Annotated in this window: 16 protein-coding genes; 8 read left to right on the top strand and 8 right to left on the bottom strand. The window is 69.3% G+C overall.

Features of this window, described 5'->3' with window-relative positions; genetic code table 11:
* Nucleotides 1-20: 20 nt before the first annotated feature.
* The 3 genes from FHG71_RS09765 to FHG71_RS09755 all read right to left on the bottom strand — a co-directional run bounded on the left by FHG71_RS09765 (nucleotide 21) and on the right by FHG71_RS09755 (nucleotide 4,486).
* On the bottom strand, nucleotides 21-359 hold the full coding sequence (locus tag FHG71_RS09765) for a cupin domain-containing protein (RefSeq protein WP_139081441.1): 339 nt from the start codon (nucleotides 357-359) through the stop codon (nucleotides 21-23).
* A 67-nt stretch (nucleotides 360-426) separates the two neighbouring features.
* A complete protein-coding gene (locus FHG71_RS09760; RefSeq protein WP_176559360.1) occupies nucleotides 427-4,146 on the bottom strand; it encodes a PAS domain S-box protein in 3,720 nt (1,239 codons plus the stop codon).
* A gap of 139 nt (nucleotides 4,147-4,285) precedes the next feature.
* Nucleotides 4,286-4,486 (bottom strand): hypothetical protein, encoded by a 201-nt coding sequence (locus FHG71_RS09755; RefSeq protein ID WP_139081439.1) that lies wholly within the window; start codon nucleotides 4,484-4,486, stop codon nucleotides 4,286-4,288.
* Nucleotides 4,487-4,761: 275 nt separating this feature from the next.
* Here FHG71_RS09755 and FHG71_RS09750 point away from each other — a divergent pair, with 275 nt between their 5' ends.
* Nucleotides 4,762-5,295: an isochorismatase family protein gene (locus FHG71_RS09750; RefSeq protein WP_139081438.1), complete on the top strand. Its 534-nt coding sequence runs from the start codon at nucleotides 4,762-4,764 to the stop codon at nucleotides 5,293-5,295.
* A gap of 57 nt (nucleotides 5,296-5,352) precedes the next feature.
* Here FHG71_RS09750 and katG read toward each other — a convergent pair whose 3' ends face one another.
* Nucleotides 5,353-7,578, bottom strand: a complete 2,226-nt coding sequence (gene katG, locus FHG71_RS09745) for a catalase/peroxidase HPI (protein WP_139081437.1) — start codon at nucleotides 7,576-7,578, stop codon at nucleotides 5,353-5,355.
* 140 nt (nucleotides 7,579-7,718) lie between these two features.
* Between katG and FHG71_RS09740 the strand changes: the two genes are divergently transcribed.
* From FHG71_RS09740 to FHG71_RS09725, 4 genes are all read left to right on the top strand, one after another.
* Nucleotides 7,719-8,633, top strand: coding sequence for a LysR substrate-binding domain-containing protein (locus tag FHG71_RS09740; RefSeq protein WP_139081436.1), 915 nt, complete (start codon nucleotides 7,719-7,721; stop codon nucleotides 8,631-8,633).
* Nucleotides 8,634-8,699: 66 nt separating this feature from the next.
* Nucleotides 8,700-9,614 carry a LysR substrate-binding domain-containing protein gene (locus tag FHG71_RS09735; RefSeq protein ID WP_139081435.1) on the top strand — a complete coding sequence of 305 codons (915 nt, stop codon included), beginning with the start codon at nucleotides 8,700-8,702 and terminating at the stop codon, nucleotides 9,612-9,614.
* A 91-nt stretch (nucleotides 9,615-9,705) separates the two neighbouring features.
* On the top strand, nucleotides 9,706-11,280 hold the full coding sequence (locus FHG71_RS09730) for a trimethylamine methyltransferase family protein (protein ID WP_139081434.1): 1,575 nt from the start codon (nucleotides 9,706-9,708) through the stop codon (nucleotides 11,278-11,280).
* 7 nt (nucleotides 11,281-11,287) lie between these two features.
* Entirely contained in the window at nucleotides 11,288-13,264 is a 1,977-nt protein-coding gene (locus tag FHG71_RS09725; protein WP_139081433.1) for an oxidoreductase, read from the top strand.
* Between the two features lie 671 nt (nucleotides 13,265-13,935).
* On the opposite strand, the gene FHG71_RS09720 is transcribed toward FHG71_RS09725, so the two are convergent.
* The 3 genes from FHG71_RS09720 to FHG71_RS09710 form a co-directional block, all read right to left on the bottom strand.
* On the bottom strand, nucleotides 13,936-14,244 hold the full coding sequence (locus FHG71_RS09720) for a hypothetical protein (protein ID WP_139081432.1): 309 nt from the start codon (nucleotides 14,242-14,244) through the stop codon (nucleotides 13,936-13,938).
* A gap of 639 nt (nucleotides 14,245-14,883) precedes the next feature.
* Nucleotides 14,884-15,432, bottom strand: coding sequence for an HD domain-containing protein (locus FHG71_RS09715; protein WP_139081431.1), 549 nt, complete (start codon nucleotides 15,430-15,432; stop codon nucleotides 14,884-14,886).
* Between the two features lie 77 nt (nucleotides 15,433-15,509).
* The gene (locus FHG71_RS09710) at nucleotides 15,510-16,163 is read right to left on the bottom strand and encodes a histidine phosphotransferase family protein (RefSeq protein WP_139081430.1); all 654 of its coding nucleotides are present in this window, start codon (nucleotides 16,161-16,163) and stop codon (nucleotides 15,510-15,512) included.
* 65 nt (nucleotides 16,164-16,228) lie between these two features.
* Here FHG71_RS09710 and FHG71_RS09705 point away from each other — a divergent pair, with 65 nt between their 5' ends.
* The 3 genes from FHG71_RS09705 (at nucleotide 16,229) to olsA (ending at nucleotide 18,056) form a co-directional block, all read left to right on the top strand.
* Nucleotides 16,229-16,423 (top strand): DUF3553 domain-containing protein, encoded by a 195-nt coding sequence (locus tag FHG71_RS09705; RefSeq protein ID WP_139081429.1) that lies wholly within the window; start codon nucleotides 16,229-16,231, stop codon nucleotides 16,421-16,423.
* Nucleotides 16,424-16,515: 92 nt separating this feature from the next.
* Complete coding sequence (locus tag FHG71_RS09700) at nucleotides 16,516-17,262, top strand: GNAT family N-acetyltransferase (protein ID WP_139081428.1); 747 nt, start codon at nucleotides 16,516-16,518, stop codon at nucleotides 17,260-17,262.
* Nucleotides 17,259-18,056 carry a lyso-ornithine lipid O-acyltransferase gene (olsA, locus tag FHG71_RS09695; RefSeq protein ID WP_176559359.1) on the top strand — a complete coding sequence of 266 codons (798 nt, stop codon included), beginning with the start codon at nucleotides 17,259-17,261 and terminating at the stop codon, nucleotides 18,054-18,056. Before FHG71_RS09700 ends, olsA begins: the two co-directional genes overlap by 4 nt.
* Here the strand turns inward: olsA and FHG71_RS09690 are convergent.
* Complete coding sequence (locus tag FHG71_RS09690) at nucleotides 18,053-18,676, bottom strand: thiamine phosphate synthase (protein ID WP_139081427.1); 624 nt, start codon at nucleotides 18,674-18,676, stop codon at nucleotides 18,053-18,055. The two genes, olsA and FHG71_RS09690, sit on opposite strands and share 4 nt — an antisense overlap.
* Between the last annotated feature and the right edge of the window lie 20 nt (nucleotides 18,677-18,696).

The following is an 18,696-nucleotide window of genomic DNA, read 5'->3' as shown; positions in this document are numbered from 1 at the left end:
AATCTGCGTCACAACGGCCGTCAGGCTTCGTCGCGGCCATGGACCTGCGCCGGCGGCGAGGTCGCCTCGACGGCGGTGAAGGACTCGAGGATGCGGTAGCTGTGCTCTGCTCCGGCGGGAACCACCCAGGAGTCGCCGGGCTCGAGCCGGACGGTCTGGCCTTCGGTCACGAGCTCGGCACGGCCCGCGACTGCATAGCCCACCGTCTCGTAGTCGCGCCGGCGCGGAGTGCCCTCTGTGGGGGCCTCGCCGGTCCAGAGGCGCATGGACAGGCTCTTGCCCGAGGCGAGATAGACCTCGCCCTCGGGCCCGCGTGGGGAATGGGCGCTGTTCACCTTTGTCACGGTCGTGTCGGTCATGGAGTCCTCCGGCCCGCTGGGTCCCCGTCCAACGACGCACGGCACGCTTGCGTTCCGTCCGGAGCCGCTAGGCCGGACCGGTGTCGTCGCTCGGCTGTGCGAGCGCCTCGATGACCTGACGGCCCAGTTCCTCGCCGGTGAAGGGCTTCGCGATCACCTTCTCACCGCGGAGGAGGTGCCCGGCGGCATAGCCAGTGAGGAATAGCACCGGCAGGTCCGGCCGTTCGAGCCGCAGCGACTGAGCCAGCGTGGGGCCGTCGGTGCCCGGCATCACCACGTCGGTCAGGAGGAGGTCGATGGGATGGATCTGCGCCATCGCCATCGCCACCGCCGCACCCGACGCCTCGATGACCGAATGGCCCAGATCGCGCAGGAGTGCCGCGGTGATGGCCCGCACCTGATCGTCGTCGTCCACGAGGAGGATGCGGGCGTTGCCGCGCAGGTCGGAGGGGCCGTGCGACGCGGCCTCGGACGGCTCGGCCCGGATCGCCGAGCGGGGAAGGACGAGCGAGATGGTCGTGCCGCGGCCCGGCGCGCTGTCCGCCTGCAGGGCGCCGCCGCCGGCCTGCACGACACCGTGCACCTGTGCGAGGCCGAGGCCCGTGCCCTTGCCCACATCCTTGGTGGTGAAGAACGGCTCGAAGGCGCGGGCGAGCGTCGCCTCGTCCATGCCGCAGCCGGTGTCGGTCACGCGGATGGCCACCCGGTCGCCGGCGGCGAACTCTCCGGGCGGGGCGTTCTCTGCCGGTAGGTTGCCGGCGCTGACCGTCAGGGTTCCACCATCGGGCATGGCGTCGCGCGCGTTCACGGCCAGGTTGAGGAGTGCCACCTCGAGCTGGTGGGGGTCGGCCAGCACCGGCCAGATTCCCGGCGACACGTCGATGCGGATGGCGATGCCCGGCCCGACCGCGTGGCGAAGCATCCCTTCGAGCGCGGGCAGGGCCGTCTCGGGCCGGATCACGCGGGGCTGGGCTGGCTGGCGGCGCGCGAAGGCCAGCATCTGCCGCACGAGGGCCGCGGCCCGGTCCCCGGCCTTGCGCCCTTCGCCGATGGCGAAGCGGAGGTTGTCGTCCGTGACCCGGCGGGACAGGATGTTGAAGGCCCCCTGGACCGCAGCCAGGACGTTGTTGAAGTCATGGGCCACGCCACCCACCACCTGCCCCAGCGCCTCCAGCTTCTGGGCTTGCAGAAGACGGTTCTGCGCTTCCTCGCGATGGCGCATCTCGGTTTCGAGGACGCGCGCGGTTTCCTGCAGCGAAGCCGTGCGCTCCTCGATCCGGCGCTCCAGGCCGGCGGCCAGCTCGGCCAGTTCCAGCTCGGCCCGGCGGGCGCGGGACACGTCGATCACCGTGCCGATGAAGCGCACCGCGCGGCCCTCGGCGAAGAAGCAGCGGCCCTTGGCGCCGACCCAGCGTTTCACCCCATCCGCAAGGCCGACCGTGCGGTATTCGATGTCGTATTCGCCCGAGCCATCTGGCGAAAGGGCGGCCTCGGCGGCGGCGGTCGTCCGTTCGCGATCCTCGGGGTGGAGACCGTCCAGGAAGGTGCGCCAGGTCACGGCGGCCTCGGCGGGCAGGCCGAACAGTTCCTTGCAGCGGACGTCCCAGCAGAGGTGTCCCGACGCGGGGTCGAAGTCCCAGGTGCCGATGGCAGCGGCCTTGGTGGCCAGGCGGAGCCGGTCCTCGCTGTCGCGCAGGCGCTCCTCGGCGGCCTTGCGCGCCGTCATGTCGAGCATGGCGCCGATCACACGGAGGGCGCCACCCTGATCGTCGCGCTGGACGAAGCCGCGGTCGAGGACGTCCGCGTAACTCCCGTCGGCGCGGCGGAAGCGGTATTCCGCGCTCCACTTCGTGCCATCGCCGGCGACCAGCGCATTCAGGTCGCGGTCGATGCGGTCACGATCCTCGGGATGGATGCGATCAAGCCACCAGTCGCCCGGCGTTGCGGTCTCGGAGTAGCCGAAGAGGGTGCGGAGCGCCTCGTTCCACACCACGTGGTCGCCGGAGACCTGCCAGTCCCAGATCGCGTCGTTGGTCGCCGCCGCGGCAAGGCGGTAGCGCTCCTCGGTCTCCCGCAGGCGGCGCTCGGAGCGCGCCCGCTCCACGGCGGACCAGGTCCGAGCCGCGACCTCCTCGACAAGCCGGACCTCTTCGGAGGTCCAGTCGCGGACGGCTCCGACCTCGACCGAGAGCACGACGTCGAGCCGGCCGTTCTTGACCAAGGGCACGCAGATCATCGCGCCCAGCGAGGAGAGCTTGCGTGCCGCGGACCCCTGTGCGAGGCGCAGGCGCCCGTCCCCCTGGACATCCGGGCACACGAAGGCAGCTCCGCCGCGCAGCGCCCGCAGGAGCGGATCGAACTCGGCCAACCGGAACGTCACGTCCATGACCCCGGAGGGCACCTCGGGCGCGCGGCCGGCGACGATGCGGTAGCTGTCGGCCTCCTCGTCGACCTCGCCATAGCAGACCCGGTCGACGTCCAACTCCCGCGCCAGAACCTCGGCGGCGGCCACGATCATGCCGATGGGGTCGTTGAGCGGGCGCAGCCGGTCCTCGAGCGCGAGAAGGAAGGCGTCGCGGCGCGCGGCGACGCGGCGCTCCTCGTCGGCGCGGCGCACGTCGTCGATGTCGGTCGCGGTGCCCACCCAGGCGAAGATGGCGCCCCGTTCGTCCCGCAGAGGAGCCACGCGTCCCAGATGCCAGCGCCAGGCGCCGTCGCGCGCGCGACGGATCCGGCACTCGACGGAGTAGGGCTGGCCGCTGCGGATCGCGCTCCGTCGGTCGGCCAGAAGCGCGACCCGGTCGTCGGGATGGAGGTCCCGCAGCCAGGACAGGCGCCGGGGAACCTGCGGCTGGCCGGTGAAGCCGCGCCAAGCGGCGTTGAAATAGTCCACGGTCCCGTCCGGGCGCGCGATCCACATCTTGCCGGGCGCATGCTCGATGAGGGCGCGGAAGCGGGCCTCGCTGGCGCGGACCCGGTCGTCGGTGCGCCGCCGCTCGGAGATGTCCTCGATGACGGAAACGAAGAAGTCGGGGCGGCCCGACACGTCGCGCACGAGGCCCACGGTCAGGTTGGCCCAGACCTCCGCACCGGTCGCGGTGAGGTATCGCTTCTCCATCCGGTAGGAGGGGATGCGCCCCGCCAACAGGGCCGCGACGTTGTCGAGGTCCGTCGCGAGGTCCTCGGGGTGCGTGATGCCCTGGAAGCCGGACTGGCGCAGTTCCTCGGTCGAGTAGCCCAGGATCGAGCGGAATCGGGCGTTGGCCTCGAGGATGCGGCCGTCGAGATCGACCCGCGCCACCCCCACGGCCGCCTGCTCGAAGAGGGCGCGGTACCAGGCCTCCTCGTCCACACGCGGCGTTTCGGCGCTGGCGACCTCGGTCAGGGTGCCGACCCATCGGACGATGACGCCGCCCTCCCGTACGGGCGCGAGGCGTGAATCGAACCAGCGGAACGTGCCATCCCCGGAGCGGAGCCGGTGGCGGATATCGAAGGGCTCGCCAGTGGCGGCGGCCCAGGCCCAGCTTCCGATCAGCCGTGCCCGGTCGGCCGGATGCAACGGGACTAGCCAGCCGTCACCCCAAAGCTTGTCGCATGGCAAGCCGGTCTGATTCGTGAAGGCGCGGTTCGCATAAAGACAGGCGCCCCTTGGGTCCGACACGAAGACCGGGGCCGGCAACGTATCGGCCAGCGCGAGGAAGTCAGCTTGGCCCGTCCAGTCGGACGAGGTCTCCGGCTCGCGCAGCGGCCGGACATCCTGGACGATCAGGGCTGGCCCATGATTCATGGTCGCGCCGCTCAACCCGTGAACGCCGCGCCGCCGGGTCGGCCACGCCGCGTCCTGCCACATTCAACTCCACTTCCGGCGGAGTAATGCGTCTCAATGTGGCTTAATTATGTCGGGCGCTGTGTTCGACTCGGGGCCGTCAGGGGTGGCTCGAAGGCCGGGACCCCACGACGGGACTCCCTCGCCCCGCCAGCGCGTCGAGAAGCCGGTCGAAACGCTCGTCGTCGACGGGCAGGGGGAAGGCCTTGCGCAAGCCCGGCCGGATCTGGCCGTCGATGCGGGGGATATAGTCCTCCAGCCCGGGAACGGGCCGGTCGGAGCGGTGGAGATGAGCGGTCATGTGGAGCCTCGTGGGATGGGGAGCGCCGTTTGTGCGACAGACTGTCGCCGCATAGGTTCCGCTTGCGAAACCGCAGGGCGGAACTGGCAGCGAGAGATGGTTGTCAGGGACGGCACACCTCTGGACTTTGACGTTTGCCAGCCCAACTCATCCGGAGGTGGTTCGGTTCGATGCCCGTGGCGGTTTGTGTCACGTTGCGTCATTCTGTCTCTGCGCGGCCACACCCGGAGGCCGGGCCCTGTTCCCGTTCTCGATCCTTCGACGAGCCGCTTCCGATGCCCCTTCTCCAGGCCGACCGCTCCCTCCTGCTCGTGATTGACGTGCAAGCCCGACTGATGCCGGCGATCCACGAGGGCTCGGTCGTCGTGGCCGAGACGGGCCGGCTGCTGGCGGCGGCGCGGCTTTCGAACGTCCCGGTGCTGGCGACCGAGCAGAATCCGCGGGCGCTCGGCGCCAGCGTGCCGGAGCTTGATCTCGAGCCCGAGGAGGTGGTGACGAAGATGACCTTCGACGCCCTACACGCGCCCGGGATACCCGATCGGCTGCCGCCTGACCGCACCTGCGTGGTCGTCGGCTGCGAGGCGCATGTCTGCGTGCTTCAAACGGTGCTGGGGCTGCGGGCGCTGGGACGTCCCGTCGCGGTCGTGGCCGATGCCGTGGGCTCGCGCCGCCCAGCCAGCCGCGACGCGGCCCTGGCGCGGATGGAGCGGCACGGGGCCGAGATCGTCACGGCCGAGATGGCGATCTTCGAATGGCTGGGGTCCTGCGAGCATCCCCGCTTTCGCGAGGCGCTGGCGCTGGTGCGCTAGAAACGGGAACGGCCCCGCCCGGTGGGGGCGGGGCCGTCCTGCGGGTTTGCTGGCGGATCAGGCGAGGTCGAAGCGGTCGAGGTTCATGACCTTGGTCCAGGCGGCCACGAAGTCCGCGACGAACTTGCCGGCGTTGTCGTCCTGGGCATAGACCTCGGCCAAGGCGCGCAGGAGCGAGTTCGACCCGAAGACGAGATCGACGCGGGTGCCCGTCCATTTCAGCTCGCCCGTGGCGCGGTCGCGGCCCTCGTAGACCTGCGCTGCCTCGCCGACCGGGGTCCAGGCCGTGCCCATGTCGAGCAGGTTGACGAAGAAGTCGTTCGTCAGGACGCCCGGCCGATGCGTGAGCACGCCGTGCCGCGCGCCGCCCCAGTTGGCGTCGAGCGCCCGGAGCCCGCCCACCAGAGCCGCCATCTGGGGCGCCGTCAGCGTGAGAAGCTGCGCCCGGTCGAGGAGCATCTCCTCGGCGGGCATCGACAGAACCTCCTTGAGGTAGTTGCGGAAGCCATCGGCCTGCGGCTCCAAGGCCTCGAAGGAGTGGGCGTCGGTCTGCTCCTGCGTGGCGTCCATCCGGCCGGGCGCGAAGGGCACCTCCACCTCGTGGCCGGCCCGTCGCGCGGCCTCCTCGACGGCCGCGACGCCGCCCAGCACGATCAGGTCCGCGAGCGAGACCTTCTTGCCACCGGTCGCACGGGCGTTGAAGTCGGCCTGCACGCCTTCGAGCACCGACAGGACCTTGGCGAGCTGCTGGGGCTCGTTGGCCTCCCAATCCTTTTGGGGCGCGAGACGGATGCGTGCGCCGTTGGCGCCGCCGCGCTTATCCGAGCCGCGGAAGGTCGAGGCCGAAGCCCAGGCGGTCCGCACGAGGTCGGAGACCGAGAGCCCCGTGGCGAGGATGCGCGCCTTGAGGTCGCGGATGTCCTCGGCGTCCACCAGCGGGTGGTCCACGGCGGGGATCGGGTCCTGCCAGATCAGGTCCTCGGCCGGCACCTCGGGCCCGAGATAGAGCCGCTTGGGCCCCATGTCGCGGTGGGTGAGCTTGAACCAGGCGCGGGCGAAGGCGTCGGCGAACTCGTCCGGGTTGGCGTGGAAGCGCTGCGAAATCGGCCCGTAGATCGGGTCGAAGCGCATCGCGAGATCCGCGGTCGTCATCATCGGGCGGTGCGACTTGGACGGGTCATGCGCGTCAGGGATCATGTGCTCGGGGCGCACGTCCTTGGCGACCCACTGCTTGGCACCCGCCGGCGAGCGCACCAGCTCCCATTCGTAGCCGAAGAGCACGTCGAAGTAGCCCATGTCCCAGGTCGTGGGATTGGGTTTCCAGGCGCCCTCGATGCCCGAGGTGATGGTGTCATAGCCCTTGCCGGTGCCGTGCGTGGACAGCCAGCCCAGGCCCATGGCCTCGATGGGGGCGGATTCGGGCTCGGGGCCCACGGCTGCGGCGGGGCCATTGCCGTGAGCCTTGCCGAAGGTGTGGCCGCCGGCCACGAGCGCCACGGTCTCCTCGTCGTTCATCGCCATGCGGGCGAAGGTCTCGCGGATGTCGCGGCCCGAAGCCACGGGGTCGGGATTGCCGTCGGGACCCTCGGGGTTGACGTAGATGAGGCCCATCTGCACGGCCGCGAGCGGGTTCGCCAGTTGGCGCTCGCCCGAGTAGCGGCTGTGCTCCTTCTCCGAGGTGGCAAGCCACTCGCCCTCGTCGCCCCAGTAGATGTCCTCCTCGGGCTCCCAGACGTCCGCCCGGCCGCCGCCGAAGCCGAAGGTCCTGAAGCCCATGGATTCGAGCGCGACGTTCCCCGCGAGGATCATCAGGTCGGCCCAGGAGATGCGGTTGCCGTACTTGCGCTTGACGGGCCAGAGCAGGCGACGGGCCTTGTCGAGGTTGCCGTTGTCGGGCCAGGAGTTCAGCGGTGCGAAGCGCTGCGTGCCGGTCGAGGCGCCGCCGCGGCCGTCGGCCGTGCGGTAGGTGCCGGCGCTATGCCAGGCCATGCGGATGAACAGGGGGCCGTAGTGGCCCCAGTCCGCCGGCCACCAGTCCTGCGACTCGGTCATCAGCGCGCGCAGGTCGGCCTTGAGCGCGTCATAGTCGAGCCGGCCGAATTCCTGTGCGTAGTCGAAAAGCGGACCCATCGGGTTCGCCAGAGCGGTGTGCTGGTGCAGGACCCGGAGGTTGAGCGCGTTGGGCCACCAGTCCCGGTTGCTCCTACCCCCGAAGCTCGCCCGCTTGTGGCCGCCGTGGGCCACGGGGCACTTGGCGACGTCACCGACTGCGTTTCCGTCCATCTCGCTCTCCAATCCTCGCATCAAGTTCACCGGAGCAGGACCCGCTGGGGCGGATTCGGTCCGCTCCGTTGAAAGGGATGTAGCAAAGTGGTTCCATAGGTTTTATTCGGATCTTCTGATGGTTCCGATAAGTCTGGCTGATGATGAACCTGACATTTAAGCAGCTTCGCTATTTCGATGCGGTGGCCCGGCATGGCCATTTCGGACGGGCCGCGGACGTCTGCGCCATCTCGCAGCCGGCGCTTTCCATGCAGATCCGCGAGTTGGAGGAGACGCTGGGCACGCGGCTCTTCGAGCGTGGGGCGCGGCAGGTGCGGCTTACGGCTTTCGGCGAGCAACTCTCGGCACGGGTGAGCGACATCCTGCGGTCCGTGGACGAACTGGGGGATCTCGCCCGCGCCGCGCGAGACCGGCTGGTGGGGCGGCTGCGAATCGGCGTGATCCCCACGGTCGCGCCCTACCTCTTGCCCACGCTGATCGCCCAGCTGGCCCAGACCAACGCCGGTCTGGATCTCCAGCTGCGCGAGGCGGTGACCTCCAAGCTGCTGACGGAACTGGCCGAAGGGCGGCTGGACACGGCCATCGTCGCGCTGCCGGTCTCGGAGCCCGCGCTGACCGAGGTGGCTCTGTTCTCGGAGGAGTTTGTGCTGGTCCGTCCGGCGGCGGACGCGGACCGACCCGTGCCCGATCGCGACGGCCTGCGCGAGATGCGGCTTCTGCTGCTGGAAGAGGGGCACTGCTTCCGCGAGCAGGCTCTGTCCTTCTGCGACCTGCGCGGGGCCCGTCCGCGCGAGATGCTGGAAGGAAGCTCGCTCTCGACGTTGGTTCAGCTTGTGGGCGCGGGGATCGGGGTGACGCTGATCCCCGAGATGGCCGTCCCGGTCGAGACGCGGTCAGCCCCCGTGTCGGTGGCGCACTTCGTCGAGCCGCAGCCGTCGCGCACGGTCGGCATGGTCTGGCGTCGGCAGAGCCCGCTGGCCGAGCCGCTGCGGCAGATGTCCGAGGTGGTGCGCCGGTCTGCCGAGGGGCTGGGTGGACGGCCGGTCGGGCCCTGACCGGCTTGCCATGCGAGGGCGGGCGTGGTCAGCGACCTTGTTCTCACAATCCACGGGACCGCCTTCATGCCCACGATCCGCCGCAGCGTCGCGTCCTTGGCCTCGCTCACCAGTTTCGAGGCGGCGGCGCGGCATGGCAGCTTTACCTTGGCCGCCGCCGAACTGGGCGTGACGCAGGCCGCTGTGAGCCGGCAGATTCGGAGGCTGGAAGAGGATCTGAACACTCCGCTCTTCGTCCGATCGCACCGCAGGGTCGAACTGACCGCGCGGGGTCAAGCGTTGGCTTCGGTCATGACCGAGGCCTTCGGGCGCGTCGCGGAAACCATTGAGGCCATTCGCGAGCCCCTGGTCGAGGATACGGTGATCGTGGGCGCCACGCTGGCCTTCTCGCACTTCTGGCTGGTCCCGCGCCTGTCCGCGTTCCGCGCGGCCCATCCCGAGATCAAGCTCCGGCTCATCTCGGAGGACGCTAGCTTCGACCTGCGGGACGGACGGCTTGACGTGGTGGTGCGTTACGGAGAGCCGCCCTTCGCGGATGCCCGGAGCCTGGCCAGCCAGCCGGACGAAGTCTTTCCCGTCTGCAGCCCCTCGCTTCGGGACCGTATCGGCCCGACGATCGCGCTGGACCGTATTCTAGCCCTGCCGCTGATCGGGCTCGACAAGACCGAGCCCGAATGGCTGTCTTGGCCGCGCTGGGCGGCGCTGGTGGGCCTGAGCGGGGCGCCCGAAAGGGCCGCGATCCAGTTCAACCACTACACAGACGCCATCTATGCCGCGATGGCGGGCGAAGGCGTGGTGCTGGGCTGGCAGAGGCTGCTGGCGGGGCTCCTGGCCGAGGGCAAGCTCGTTCGCGTCACCGACCGGCCCGCGACCCCACCAGAAAGCTACCATGTCCTGTGGCCTTTGGGTCGTCGGCCGTCGCGGGCGACAGGGCTGTTCACCGACTGGCTCGTGGCGCAGTTTGCGCCCGGACCTGCATAACTTGGGGTTATGCGAGAGGGAACATTTCTGACCGTCACAGCGGGGGGGCAGGCGCCTAAGCTCAGGCATGACCGGTAGAACAGGCGTCCCCATGACTCAGGCCCCGACCATCGAGAACGAGACCCCCGCGAAAGCCTCCGCGCGCCAGCGCAGCGGCGGGCGGGATGGCCGGCGGGCCGAGCGGGGCGGGGCGCAGCCCGTGGCGCGCGTACCCTACATCGTGCGCGGCATTCCGCCCTATGAGGTGATGTCGGAGGAGAACCTCCTGCGCATCGAAGCCGCCGCCGATCGCATCCTGTGGGAGACGGGGATCGAGTTCCGCGACGATGCGACGGCGCTGGACCACTGGCGCCGCGCGGGCACCAAGGTGGAGGGCACGCTCGTCCGCTTCCCGCCCGGCCTCCTGCGTGAGATCCTGAAGACCGCGCCACACGAATTCATCCAACACGCCCGCAACCCCGCCAACTCGGTGCGTATCGGCGGCCGAAATATCGTCTTCGCTCCGGCCTATGGCTCGCCTTTCGTGATGGATCTCGACCGGGGGCGGCGCTTCGGCACGCTGGAGGACTTCAAGAACTTCATCAAGCTCGCCCAGTCCTATCCCTGGTTCCACCATTCCGGCGGGACGATCTGCGAGCCCACCGATATTCCCGTGAACAAGCGCCATCTCGACATGGTCTACGCGCACCTGGCGCTGTCGGACCGCGCCTTCCTTGGGTCGGTCACGGCCGAGAGCCGGGCCGAGGACAGCATCGAGATGGCGCGCATCGTCTTCGGGCGCGAGTTCACGGACCAGAACTGCGTCATCATGGGCAACGTCAACGTCAACTCGCCCCTGGTCTGGGACGGAACGATGACCAACTCGCTGCGCGCCTATGCCCGCGCCAACCAGGCAGCGATCATCGTGCCCTTCATCCTGGGCGGAGCGATGGGGCCGGTGACGAGCGCCGGCGCCATCGCCCAGGCACTGGCCGAGACGATGGCCGGCTGCGCGCTGACGCAGCTCGAGCGGCCCGGCGCGCCGGTGATCTTCGGCAACTTTCTATCCTCGATGTCGCTGCGCTCGGGCTCGCCCACCTTCGGCACGCCCGAGCCGGCCGTGGGCTCGCTGGTCATCGGGCAACTCGCACGGCGGCTAGGGCTGCCGCTGCGCTGCTCGGGCAACTTCACGACCTCGAAGCTTCCCGACGCGCAGGCGATGACCGAAGGCACGATGTCCATGCTGGCCGCCATCCATTGCGGGGCAAACTACATCCTGCACTCGGCCGGGTTCCTCGATGGCCTGCTGTCCATGTCCTACGAAAAGTTCGTGCTGGATGCCGACCTGTGCGGGGCGCTGCACACCTACCTGGCCGGGGTGCAGGTGGACGACAACCAGCTCGCCGTGGACGCCTTCGCCGAGGTGGGGCCGGGCAACCACTTCTTCGGCTGCTCGCACACGATGGCGAACTACCAGACCGCCTTCTGGGACAGCGAGACCGCCGACAACGAGCCGTTCGAGAAGTGGGAGGCCAGCGGCTCGATCGACGCCGCGACCCGCGCCAACCGGGTCTGGAAGAAGCGGCTGGTCGAATACGAGGCGCCCCCGCTCGACCCGGGCGTCGATGACGCGCTCTGCGATTTCGTGGCGCGGCGCAAGGCCGCCACCGAGGACATGTGGTACTGACGCCGCCATGATTGCGCACCACCGGATGATGCAGCCCCTGACGCTTCGGGGGCATACCCTGCGCAACCGCGTCGTCTTCGGCGCGCACACGGCCAACATGTCCGAGAATGGGCTGCCCGGACCGCGTTACGGGGCCTACCTGCTGGAGCGGGCGCTGGGCGGCGCGGCCATGATCGTGGCCGAGCCAATGCCCGTTCATCCGACCGGCGTATTGACGCGCGGCAACTTCCGCCCCGGCGATGACGCGGTGATCCCCGCGTTCCGGGCCATTGTCGAGCCGGTGAAGGCGGCGGGGGCCGTGATCCTCCAGCAGCTCTACCACGTGGGGCAGCACGGCGACTCGGACCTGTCCTTCACGCCCCACTGGGGGCCGTCGGGGATGCCGTCCTATCACGACAGCGACGGCAGCCATGCGATGACCGAGCGCGAGATCGAGGAGATGATCGACGGCTTCGTGCAGGCCGCCCGCCGCTGCCGGGAGGCGGGCTTCGACGGCGTGGAGGTCTGGGCCGCCTACCATTCGCTGCTGGAGCAGTTCTGGACGCCGTGGTCGAACCGACGCGACGATCGCTGGGGCGGAAGCCTGGAGAACCGCACGCGGCTGTCCCGCACCATCGTCGAGCGCATCCGCGCCAGCTGCGGCGAAGACTTCTTGATCGGCCTGTCGGTCAGCCATTCGGGAAGCCAGTCCGTCACCCTATCGGCCGAGGCGCTGGCCGAAATCGTGGCGCTGCACGACGCGACGGGGCACATCGACTACGTCACCTGCGGCTCGGGCGGCTACCTCGATTTCGAGAAGCTGATGCCCACCTTCCTTTTCCCCGAGACGCCGACGACGCCGGTGACGCGCCTGCTCAAGGAGGCCGTGCGGCACGCCCGGATCACCGCCGAAAGCCATGTCCGCACGCCGGACAACGCCGAAGCCGTGCTGGCGGCAGGCGAAGCGGACCTCGTGTCGATCGTGCGCGGGCAGATCGCCGACCCGCATCTGGTGCGCAAGGCGGCCGAAGGGCGGGCAGGGGACGTGCGTGGGTGCCTGTCCTGCAACCAGATGTGCTGGGGCCGCCGCTCGCGCGACTACTGGATCTCCTGCCTTGTGAACCCCTCGGTGGGACGGGAATTCGAATGGGGCGGCGACCGTTTCGAGCGCGCCTCCCAGCCGCGGCACGTGGTCGTCGTGGGCGGCGGGCCCGCAGGTCTGGAGGCGGCGCGGGTCGCAGCCGAGCGCGGGCACCGCGTGACGCTGGCCGAGGCCATGGGCGAGCTGGGCGGGCAGTTCCGGCTGGCCGGGCTTCAGCCGCGCCGGGCGCAGATCCTCGACCTCATCGACTGGTACGAGCGGCAGTTCACGACCCTTCAGGTCCGCGTGTTGCGCAACACCTTCCTCGAAGCGGACGAGGTGCGCGCGCTGGAGCCCGACGCGGTGGTCCTGGCCACCGGTTCGCTGCCCGACGAGGAGGCGACGCAGCGATGGCTTCCGGACCTTGGGCCGTTGCCGGGGCTCGATCAGGGCGGCGTCTGGTCGCCCGAGGAGGTCCTGCGCCGGGCGGCCCGTCTGGGCGAGGAGGTCATCGTCTATGACGAAGGCGGCAACTGGCGGGGCGCCGGCACGGCCTGGCATCTGGCCGAGGCCGGGCATCGCGTGACGTTGGTCACGCCCGATCCCTATGTGGGCCGCGAGCTTTCGCGCACCTCGGCCGACATCCCGCTGCGGCAAAGGCTCGCGCGGCTGGGCGTGCGGATGCTGCCCGATCATGCGGTCCTTGCGTGGCACGGCGACGGAGCCACATTGCGCTCACTCCTCGACAGTCACGAGGAGCGGGTGACGGCCCAGGCGCTGGTGATGGCGACCACGAACCGGGCCTTCGAGCCGCTGTCGCAGGACCTCAAGGATCTCGAATGCCACGTGATCGGCGACGCCGCCGCCCCCCGGCAGGCTCCCTACGCCTTCTACGAGGGACGGCGCCTGGGCCGCGCCCTCTGATCGCCGGAAGAGGCATATCTGCGGAACAGTTCGCATCTATGGTGTTGTTGGGGCGCCGCCCAGGCTGGGGACGGACCTGCCCTCGGTGCTTCAGGGTCCAGCGACGCGCCCAATCCCCGCGGTGCCGCGGGCCGAGGTACGGTTTTCGAGAGCGATGCGGGTGGGAGGCGCCCGGAGGTTGGACGGTCAGGGTCCTGGGCCATGGCGCGCGCCATGGGCCTAAAGCCGCCGCGTCCGGAGAGCCTGTCCGACGTGCCGTGGGGCTCAATGGATCCCAGTACGCGCGATACGCGGTCCAGTTCTCTGGCCATGGGCGGTCCGTCCGACCTGCCGGCCGACCATCCTCGGCAGGCTCGCCCTTCGCCCGACCGTTGACCATAAAGCGCAGCCGATGAGTGCCTTGCCTGATTGGCAGACCCGGAGGGTGGCCTCGGAATCCGCTCCCGAGGCGGGCCGGGTCGTCCCCGAGCCGAGGTCAGCCCCTCCTCCAGCGGTGCCTCTCGACCAGCAAGGGGCCACGTCACCGACGCGCCGTACGGTGCTCAAGGCAGGTTTATGTGTTCGGGACGGATGCCCCGAATCTCTCGGGGGCGGTACTGAAGCGAGCGGGCGTGAACTACGCTCAACCGGTGTAGCGGATCGGGCCTGATGAGGTGAATATTCGCAACGAGCTATTGCGGGAAAGGTTCACCGCCGCCTTTCTGCGGTATAGCTTGGCGAACATGATCTCTAAAGAATTTCGCGTTCAGCAAGTCCGGCGCATGCAACTTGATCAGCGGCATTAAAGCTGCCAAGGCCGTCGAAAGCTCGCTTTCCATCACAGCGAAGCGTAGGGTCTCACTCGTCATGTCCACAAAGCGTTCCGAATGCAAGAACGTGTAGTTAGAGGTTAAAGGCCTTGGGTTATAGTCGCCTGTGGATGCAGCAAGGGAAATGAGCGCAGATATCAATAGGCCGTACTCTGCCGTGTAGATCGTCAAGGTCCGTAACCACGCATCCCTGCTCACTCCCGGCGCGGCCAGACCCTCAGCGGCTTGCAAGTGCTGTCTATGGTCAGCGAGACTCTGGAAAGCGGACCAGTTGGCCTGAACCAAGCCGGACACGCCAGCGGCAATTACGCCTTCTCGGGCTACTCGGCGCGACACGGAAGCAACGTGCCGACCATGCTCCTCGACGTCAGCCTTTAGATCATCTCGAAGTTGAGGTGGGCCGCTCTGATTTCATCCTGCAAGGCGGCAAGACCTTTGCGCGCCCGCTAGCTCGCTGTGTGTTCACGGTAAAGAAGCCAAGCGAAGCAGAAATAGCTAGTGGCCAACACCGTCACAAGACCGGCGTCGGACAAGACCGCCTCCCGGACGCCTGGGGCCAGAAAACCCAGCATATCGTTGGCAGCCTGGGCATCTCCGAACGCTTGGACCGCGAACAAGAGTAGGGGAACACCCGAAGCGGCAAGACTCAAGATGAAAGAGAGACGGCTGAACATGACTGGCGCATCATGCCGTCCTGTTACGCCGTTGTGGAGTCACTTCCGCCGCCAGCCGGAACCCTAAGGTTTGCTATGCAAGGCCGTTCACTTGGGCCATCGAATGTACCCGCCGTTTTTCGCGCAATGTACTGCATCAGTCGTCCAGAACCGATTCGGCCCGGGTCGACTCGCGGTCGAAGGCTCCTTCCAGCAGGGGGTCGACGCCCCGCAGCCCCGCTACAACTTCTCGCGCCCATTCGAGATAGCGGCGCTTCCGCGCTCGGTCCCAGAAATGCGGGGGCGAGTCGGCCAGGGCGGCAATGTTCGAAGCCTTGTCGGCCAGCTTGATCCGCTTCGCTCCATCGGACTTGCGGGGGGCTTCCTCGACCTGCCGCCGCTTCCTCTCTGCATCAGGCAATGACATGTCGTCCGTGACCTCCGCGACGTAGCCTGCGACCTCTGGGCCGAAGCGCTGGATAATTTCGTCGAGACTGTGGGCGGTATCCTCCACGACATCGTGGAGGATGGCCGCGATCAGCAAGTCATCCGTGACCGCCGGGCTCTGTGCGAGGCGGGCGGCAACGTCGGCCACATGATTCACATATGGTTCCGCCGCTGCGCCCTTGCGGGTCTGGCCCGTATGGGCCTGCGCAGCCAGGTTGAAGGCGGCGGCGATGCGCCGCAGGTTCTCGGGGTCGGTCATGCGTCGGCGTCCTCGTCACGCGGCGGTCCAGCGCCCGTCATGTCGGAAGGTAGCTTGCCGCCGTTCCGCGCCAGCGGTCAGAAGCGGGCGACGATACGATCCGGGCCGAAGTCGAACTCTATTTGACGTCGCGAGTCGGCGAGCGCGGTAGCAAGAAGGCCAAATTGCACCAGGGACGGCCCGGCGGGCGGTGGGGTTCGGGGAAGGCCCAGGCAGTCCCAGGCCGTTGGATTCAGGCGGAGCCGTGGTCCATCCGCCGTGACCTCCCAACGGCTGCCACGGGGCCGAACGACGATGCGACCGCCCGCCGGAAGAGCCGATTCGAGGCATTGGAAGACGAGGAACATCACCTGGACGATGCGGCGCGGCTGCTCGACCGTCAGCGGCCAGTCGTAGGCGATGCGGCCGCTGCGCGACATCGAGGCAAGAAGACGCGACAGCTCGGACCGGCCGACGACCTGATCGCTGCAGGCGCCATAGGCCAGGCGAAAGAAGCGGACGCGGGCATTCGCGCTTTCCACGCTTTGGGCGATGAGCTGCATCTCGGGCGAAGGCTCCTCCCCCGAAAGGGCCAGGAGCTCCACGCCGTTGGCGAGCGCGCCAAGGGGACTCACGAGGTCGTGGCAGATCCGCGACACGATCGTCGCGGCCAGTGCGATCGCCGGGTCGGACGCGCCCGCGGGGCGATCCGTCGCAAGGAGATCGTCGGCGATGCTGTGGACTTCGGTCATGAGCGGGTGCACCCTTCGCTTCCGTGCCGCCGCGCGGCCTTTCCGTTCCTGGACCGAGGGACCCGATGTCCGACATGAACTCGATCCTCGCGCCGGGGATGCTGGTCGCGCATCCCGACCACCCCGAATGGGGCACGGGGCAGGTGCAGTCCGTCGTGGGTCAACGCATCACCGTCAACTTTCCCGAAACGGGCAAGATCGTCATCGACGGCGCGCGCATTCCCCTGACCCTCGTCTCCCTTGGTCAGACCCCCTTCTAGGGGTCCTGCGGAAAGCCTACATGAGTCTGGTTGCCAAAGGGTTAACGGCTGGCCCCGTGACGCGGGCTCAACAGGGAGTTGTCGGTTTGGGGATGACGCGCCTTGCGCCGCGCTACCTGCTGCGGGCGGCCATCGACGGCGCTGACGTGACGGCGGCGCAGGCGCTGCGTCACGCCGTCTTCGTGGCCGAGCTTGGCGGGAGGGGCGGCGCCCTTACGGATGGGGAGCGGCGGATCGAAGCCGACCGATTCGACCCGCACTGCCTGCATCTGTTGCTGGTCGATCCCCTGCGGGACGGCGCCGTCGTGGGGACGACGCGGGTGCTCACGCCCGAGGGGGCCCGGGCGGCAGGGGGATACGCCACCGAGGAGGAATTCGATCTTGGGCCGCTTCGGGACTCGGGGCGACGGCTCCTGGAGGTGGGCCGGACCTGCCTGCACCCCGATCACCGCGGGGGCTCGGCGCTGCACCAGCTATGGGGCGGCCTTGCGCAGGTCGTGGCGGAGCAAGGGACCGAGCTGATCTTCGGACTCGCGTCACTCCGGGGTCTCGACCCGGCGGAGGTCGCGCCGCAACTCGGCGTGCTCGCGGCCGAGCATGCCGCGCCCAAGGAGTTGCGGCCACGATCCCTTCGGCCCGTTCCCATGACGGGGAGAATCTTCGACCGGCGCGCGGCAGTCCTAGCGATGCCCGCGCTGGTCAAGGCCTACCTCCGGCTGGGGGCGGGGGTCGGCGAAGGGGCGTTTCTCGATGAGGCGTTCGGTTGCATCGACGTCTGCATGGTGCTCGACAGCGGATCGCTCAACAAGCGGGTGATGCCGGGAAAGGCGGCGGGGTGAGCCTGACCTGGCGCGACGGGCCGGATCTCGTGCCGGCCCGGCCGGGCGCGGTCGGCTGGGCGCTGGTCCTGCTGCGGGGCGGGCCTCTGGTCACCGTCCTGGCGCTGGGGCTTGGGCTGAAGCTGCTGGTGCGGGCGGTCGAGCGGCCGCTGGCTGGGGCGCGCCGACCCCTGTCGCCCTGGATCACGGTCGCCGTCTGCCGGATCGCGATGCGCATCCTGGGCCTGAGGGTCGAAGCACGGGGGCGGCCGATGCAGGGGCCGGGCGCGCTGGTGGCCAACCACTCGTCCTGGCTGGACATCCTGGTTCTGAACGCGCAGGCGCCGGTCGTCTTCGTGTCCAAGGCTGAGGTGGCGGGCTGGCCGGGGATCGGGCTGCTGGCGCGGGCGACGGGAACGGTCTTCATCCGGCGGGAGGCGCGGGGCGAGGTGGCGGCGCAGGCGCAGACGCTGGCTGAGCGGATCGGGCAGGGGGCGCGGCTCGCGCTGTTTCCCGAAGGCACCTCGACCGACAATCGCCGCGTCCTGCCGTTCCGGCCGGCGCTCTTCGCCGGGCTGATGGCCGGGCCAGCCGTGCAGCCGGTAACTTTGCGCTATGAGGCGCCCGAAGGCGAGGACCCGCGCTTCTTCGCCTGGTACGGCGGAATGGACCTCGGGCCGCACGCGCTGGCGGTGCTGGCGGCCCGGCGCGGCGGGCGGGTCAAGGTGACATTCCATCCGCCGATCCCCGTGGCGGGGCGGGATCGCAAGACGCTGGCGGCCGAGGCGGAAGCCTCAGTGCGCTCCGCTCTCTAGCCCATGGCCGCATCGAGTGCCCGGAGGCGCGCCCCCGGGTCCTCGGCGCTCCAGACCTCGGTGCCGAAGGCGAAGAAGTCGGTCACCGGCGCGAGGCTGCGAACGAGATCCTCGTTCAGGGCGCCTTCGGCGATCACCGGGACCTCGATCATCTCGGACCACCACTCGAAGAGTTCGCGCTCGGCCTGGCGGCCGTCGCCCAGGGGCGTGGCGCCCACGGGGCCGAAGCTCACGTAGTCGCAGCCCAGCTCGCCCGCGGTCATGCCGTCGTGCCGCGAGGCCGCGCAGTAGGTGCCCACGATGGCGTCCGGGCCGAGGTCCTTGCGGACCTTGCGGACCGAGCGGGCGGCGTCGAGCAGGTGGACGCCGTCGAGGCCGAGGCGGCCGACCAGCAGGACGTGGCTCTCGATCACGAGCGGGATGTCGCGCGCGTGGGCGACCTCGCGAAGGGCGTCGGCCGCACGGCTGATCCGGTCCTCGTCGCGGGTTGAGAGGCCGAGGCGCAGGCAGGCCACGGGGGCGGCGTCGAGCACCCGGCGCAGCAGGTCGGGGAAGGTGGACAGCTCCAGCTCCGGCGGCGTGACGAGCGTGATCTGCGGCCTCTCGCGCGGGTCGGTCATGGCGGTCCTCTCGGTCTGGG

The organism is Rubellimicrobium roseum, from assembly GCF_006152145.1.
In the GTDB taxonomy this organism is placed as follows: domain Bacteria; phylum Pseudomonadota; class Alphaproteobacteria; order Rhodobacterales; family Rhodobacteraceae; genus Rubellimicrobium; species Rubellimicrobium roseum.
Note: the sequence above shows the minus strand (reverse complement) of the source record. Positions and strands in the feature narration are given on the sequence as shown.

Coding starts and splice junctions, on each gene's coding strand:
- FHG71_RS09765 (WP_139081441.1), bottom strand. CDS start 359: ATGACCGACACGACCGTGACAAAGGTGAACAGCGCCCATTCCCCACGC.
- FHG71_RS09760 (WP_176559360.1), bottom strand. CDS start 4,146: ATGAATCATGGGCCAGCCCTGATCGTCCAGGATGTCCGGCCGCTGCGC.
- FHG71_RS09755 (WP_139081439.1), bottom strand. CDS start 4,486: ATGACCGCTCATCTCCACCGCTCCGACCGGCCCGTTCCCGGGCTGGAG.
- FHG71_RS09750 (WP_139081438.1), top strand. CDS start 4,762: ATGCCCCTTCTCCAGGCCGACCGCTCCCTCCTGCTCGTGATTGACGTG.
- katG (WP_139081437.1), bottom strand. CDS start 7,578: ATGGACGGAAACGCAGTCGGTGACGTCGCCAAGTGCCCCGTGGCCCAC.
- FHG71_RS09740 (WP_139081436.1), top strand. CDS start 7,719: ATGATGAACCTGACATTTAAGCAGCTTCGCTATTTCGATGCGGTGGCC.
- FHG71_RS09735 (WP_139081435.1), top strand. CDS start 8,700: ATGCCCACGATCCGCCGCAGCGTCGCGTCCTTGGCCTCGCTCACCAGT.
- FHG71_RS09730 (WP_139081434.1), top strand. CDS start 9,706: ATGACTCAGGCCCCGACCATCGAGAACGAGACCCCCGCGAAAGCCTCC.
- FHG71_RS09725 (WP_139081433.1), top strand. CDS start 11,288: ATGATTGCGCACCACCGGATGATGCAGCCCCTGACGCTTCGGGGGCAT.
- FHG71_RS09715 (WP_139081431.1), bottom strand. CDS start 15,432: ATGACCGACCCCGAGAACCTGCGGCGCATCGCCGCCGCCTTCAACCTG.
- FHG71_RS09710 (WP_139081430.1), bottom strand. CDS start 16,163: ATGACCGAAGTCCACAGCATCGCCGACGATCTCCTTGCGACGGATCGC.
- FHG71_RS09705 (WP_139081429.1), top strand. CDS start 16,229: ATGTCCGACATGAACTCGATCCTCGCGCCGGGGATGCTGGTCGCGCAT.
- FHG71_RS09700 (WP_139081428.1), top strand. CDS start 16,516: ATGACGCGCCTTGCGCCGCGCTACCTGCTGCGGGCGGCCATCGACGGC.
- FHG71_RS09690 (WP_139081427.1), bottom strand. CDS start 18,676: ATGACCGACCCGCGCGAGAGGCCGCAGATCACGCTCGTCACGCCGCCG.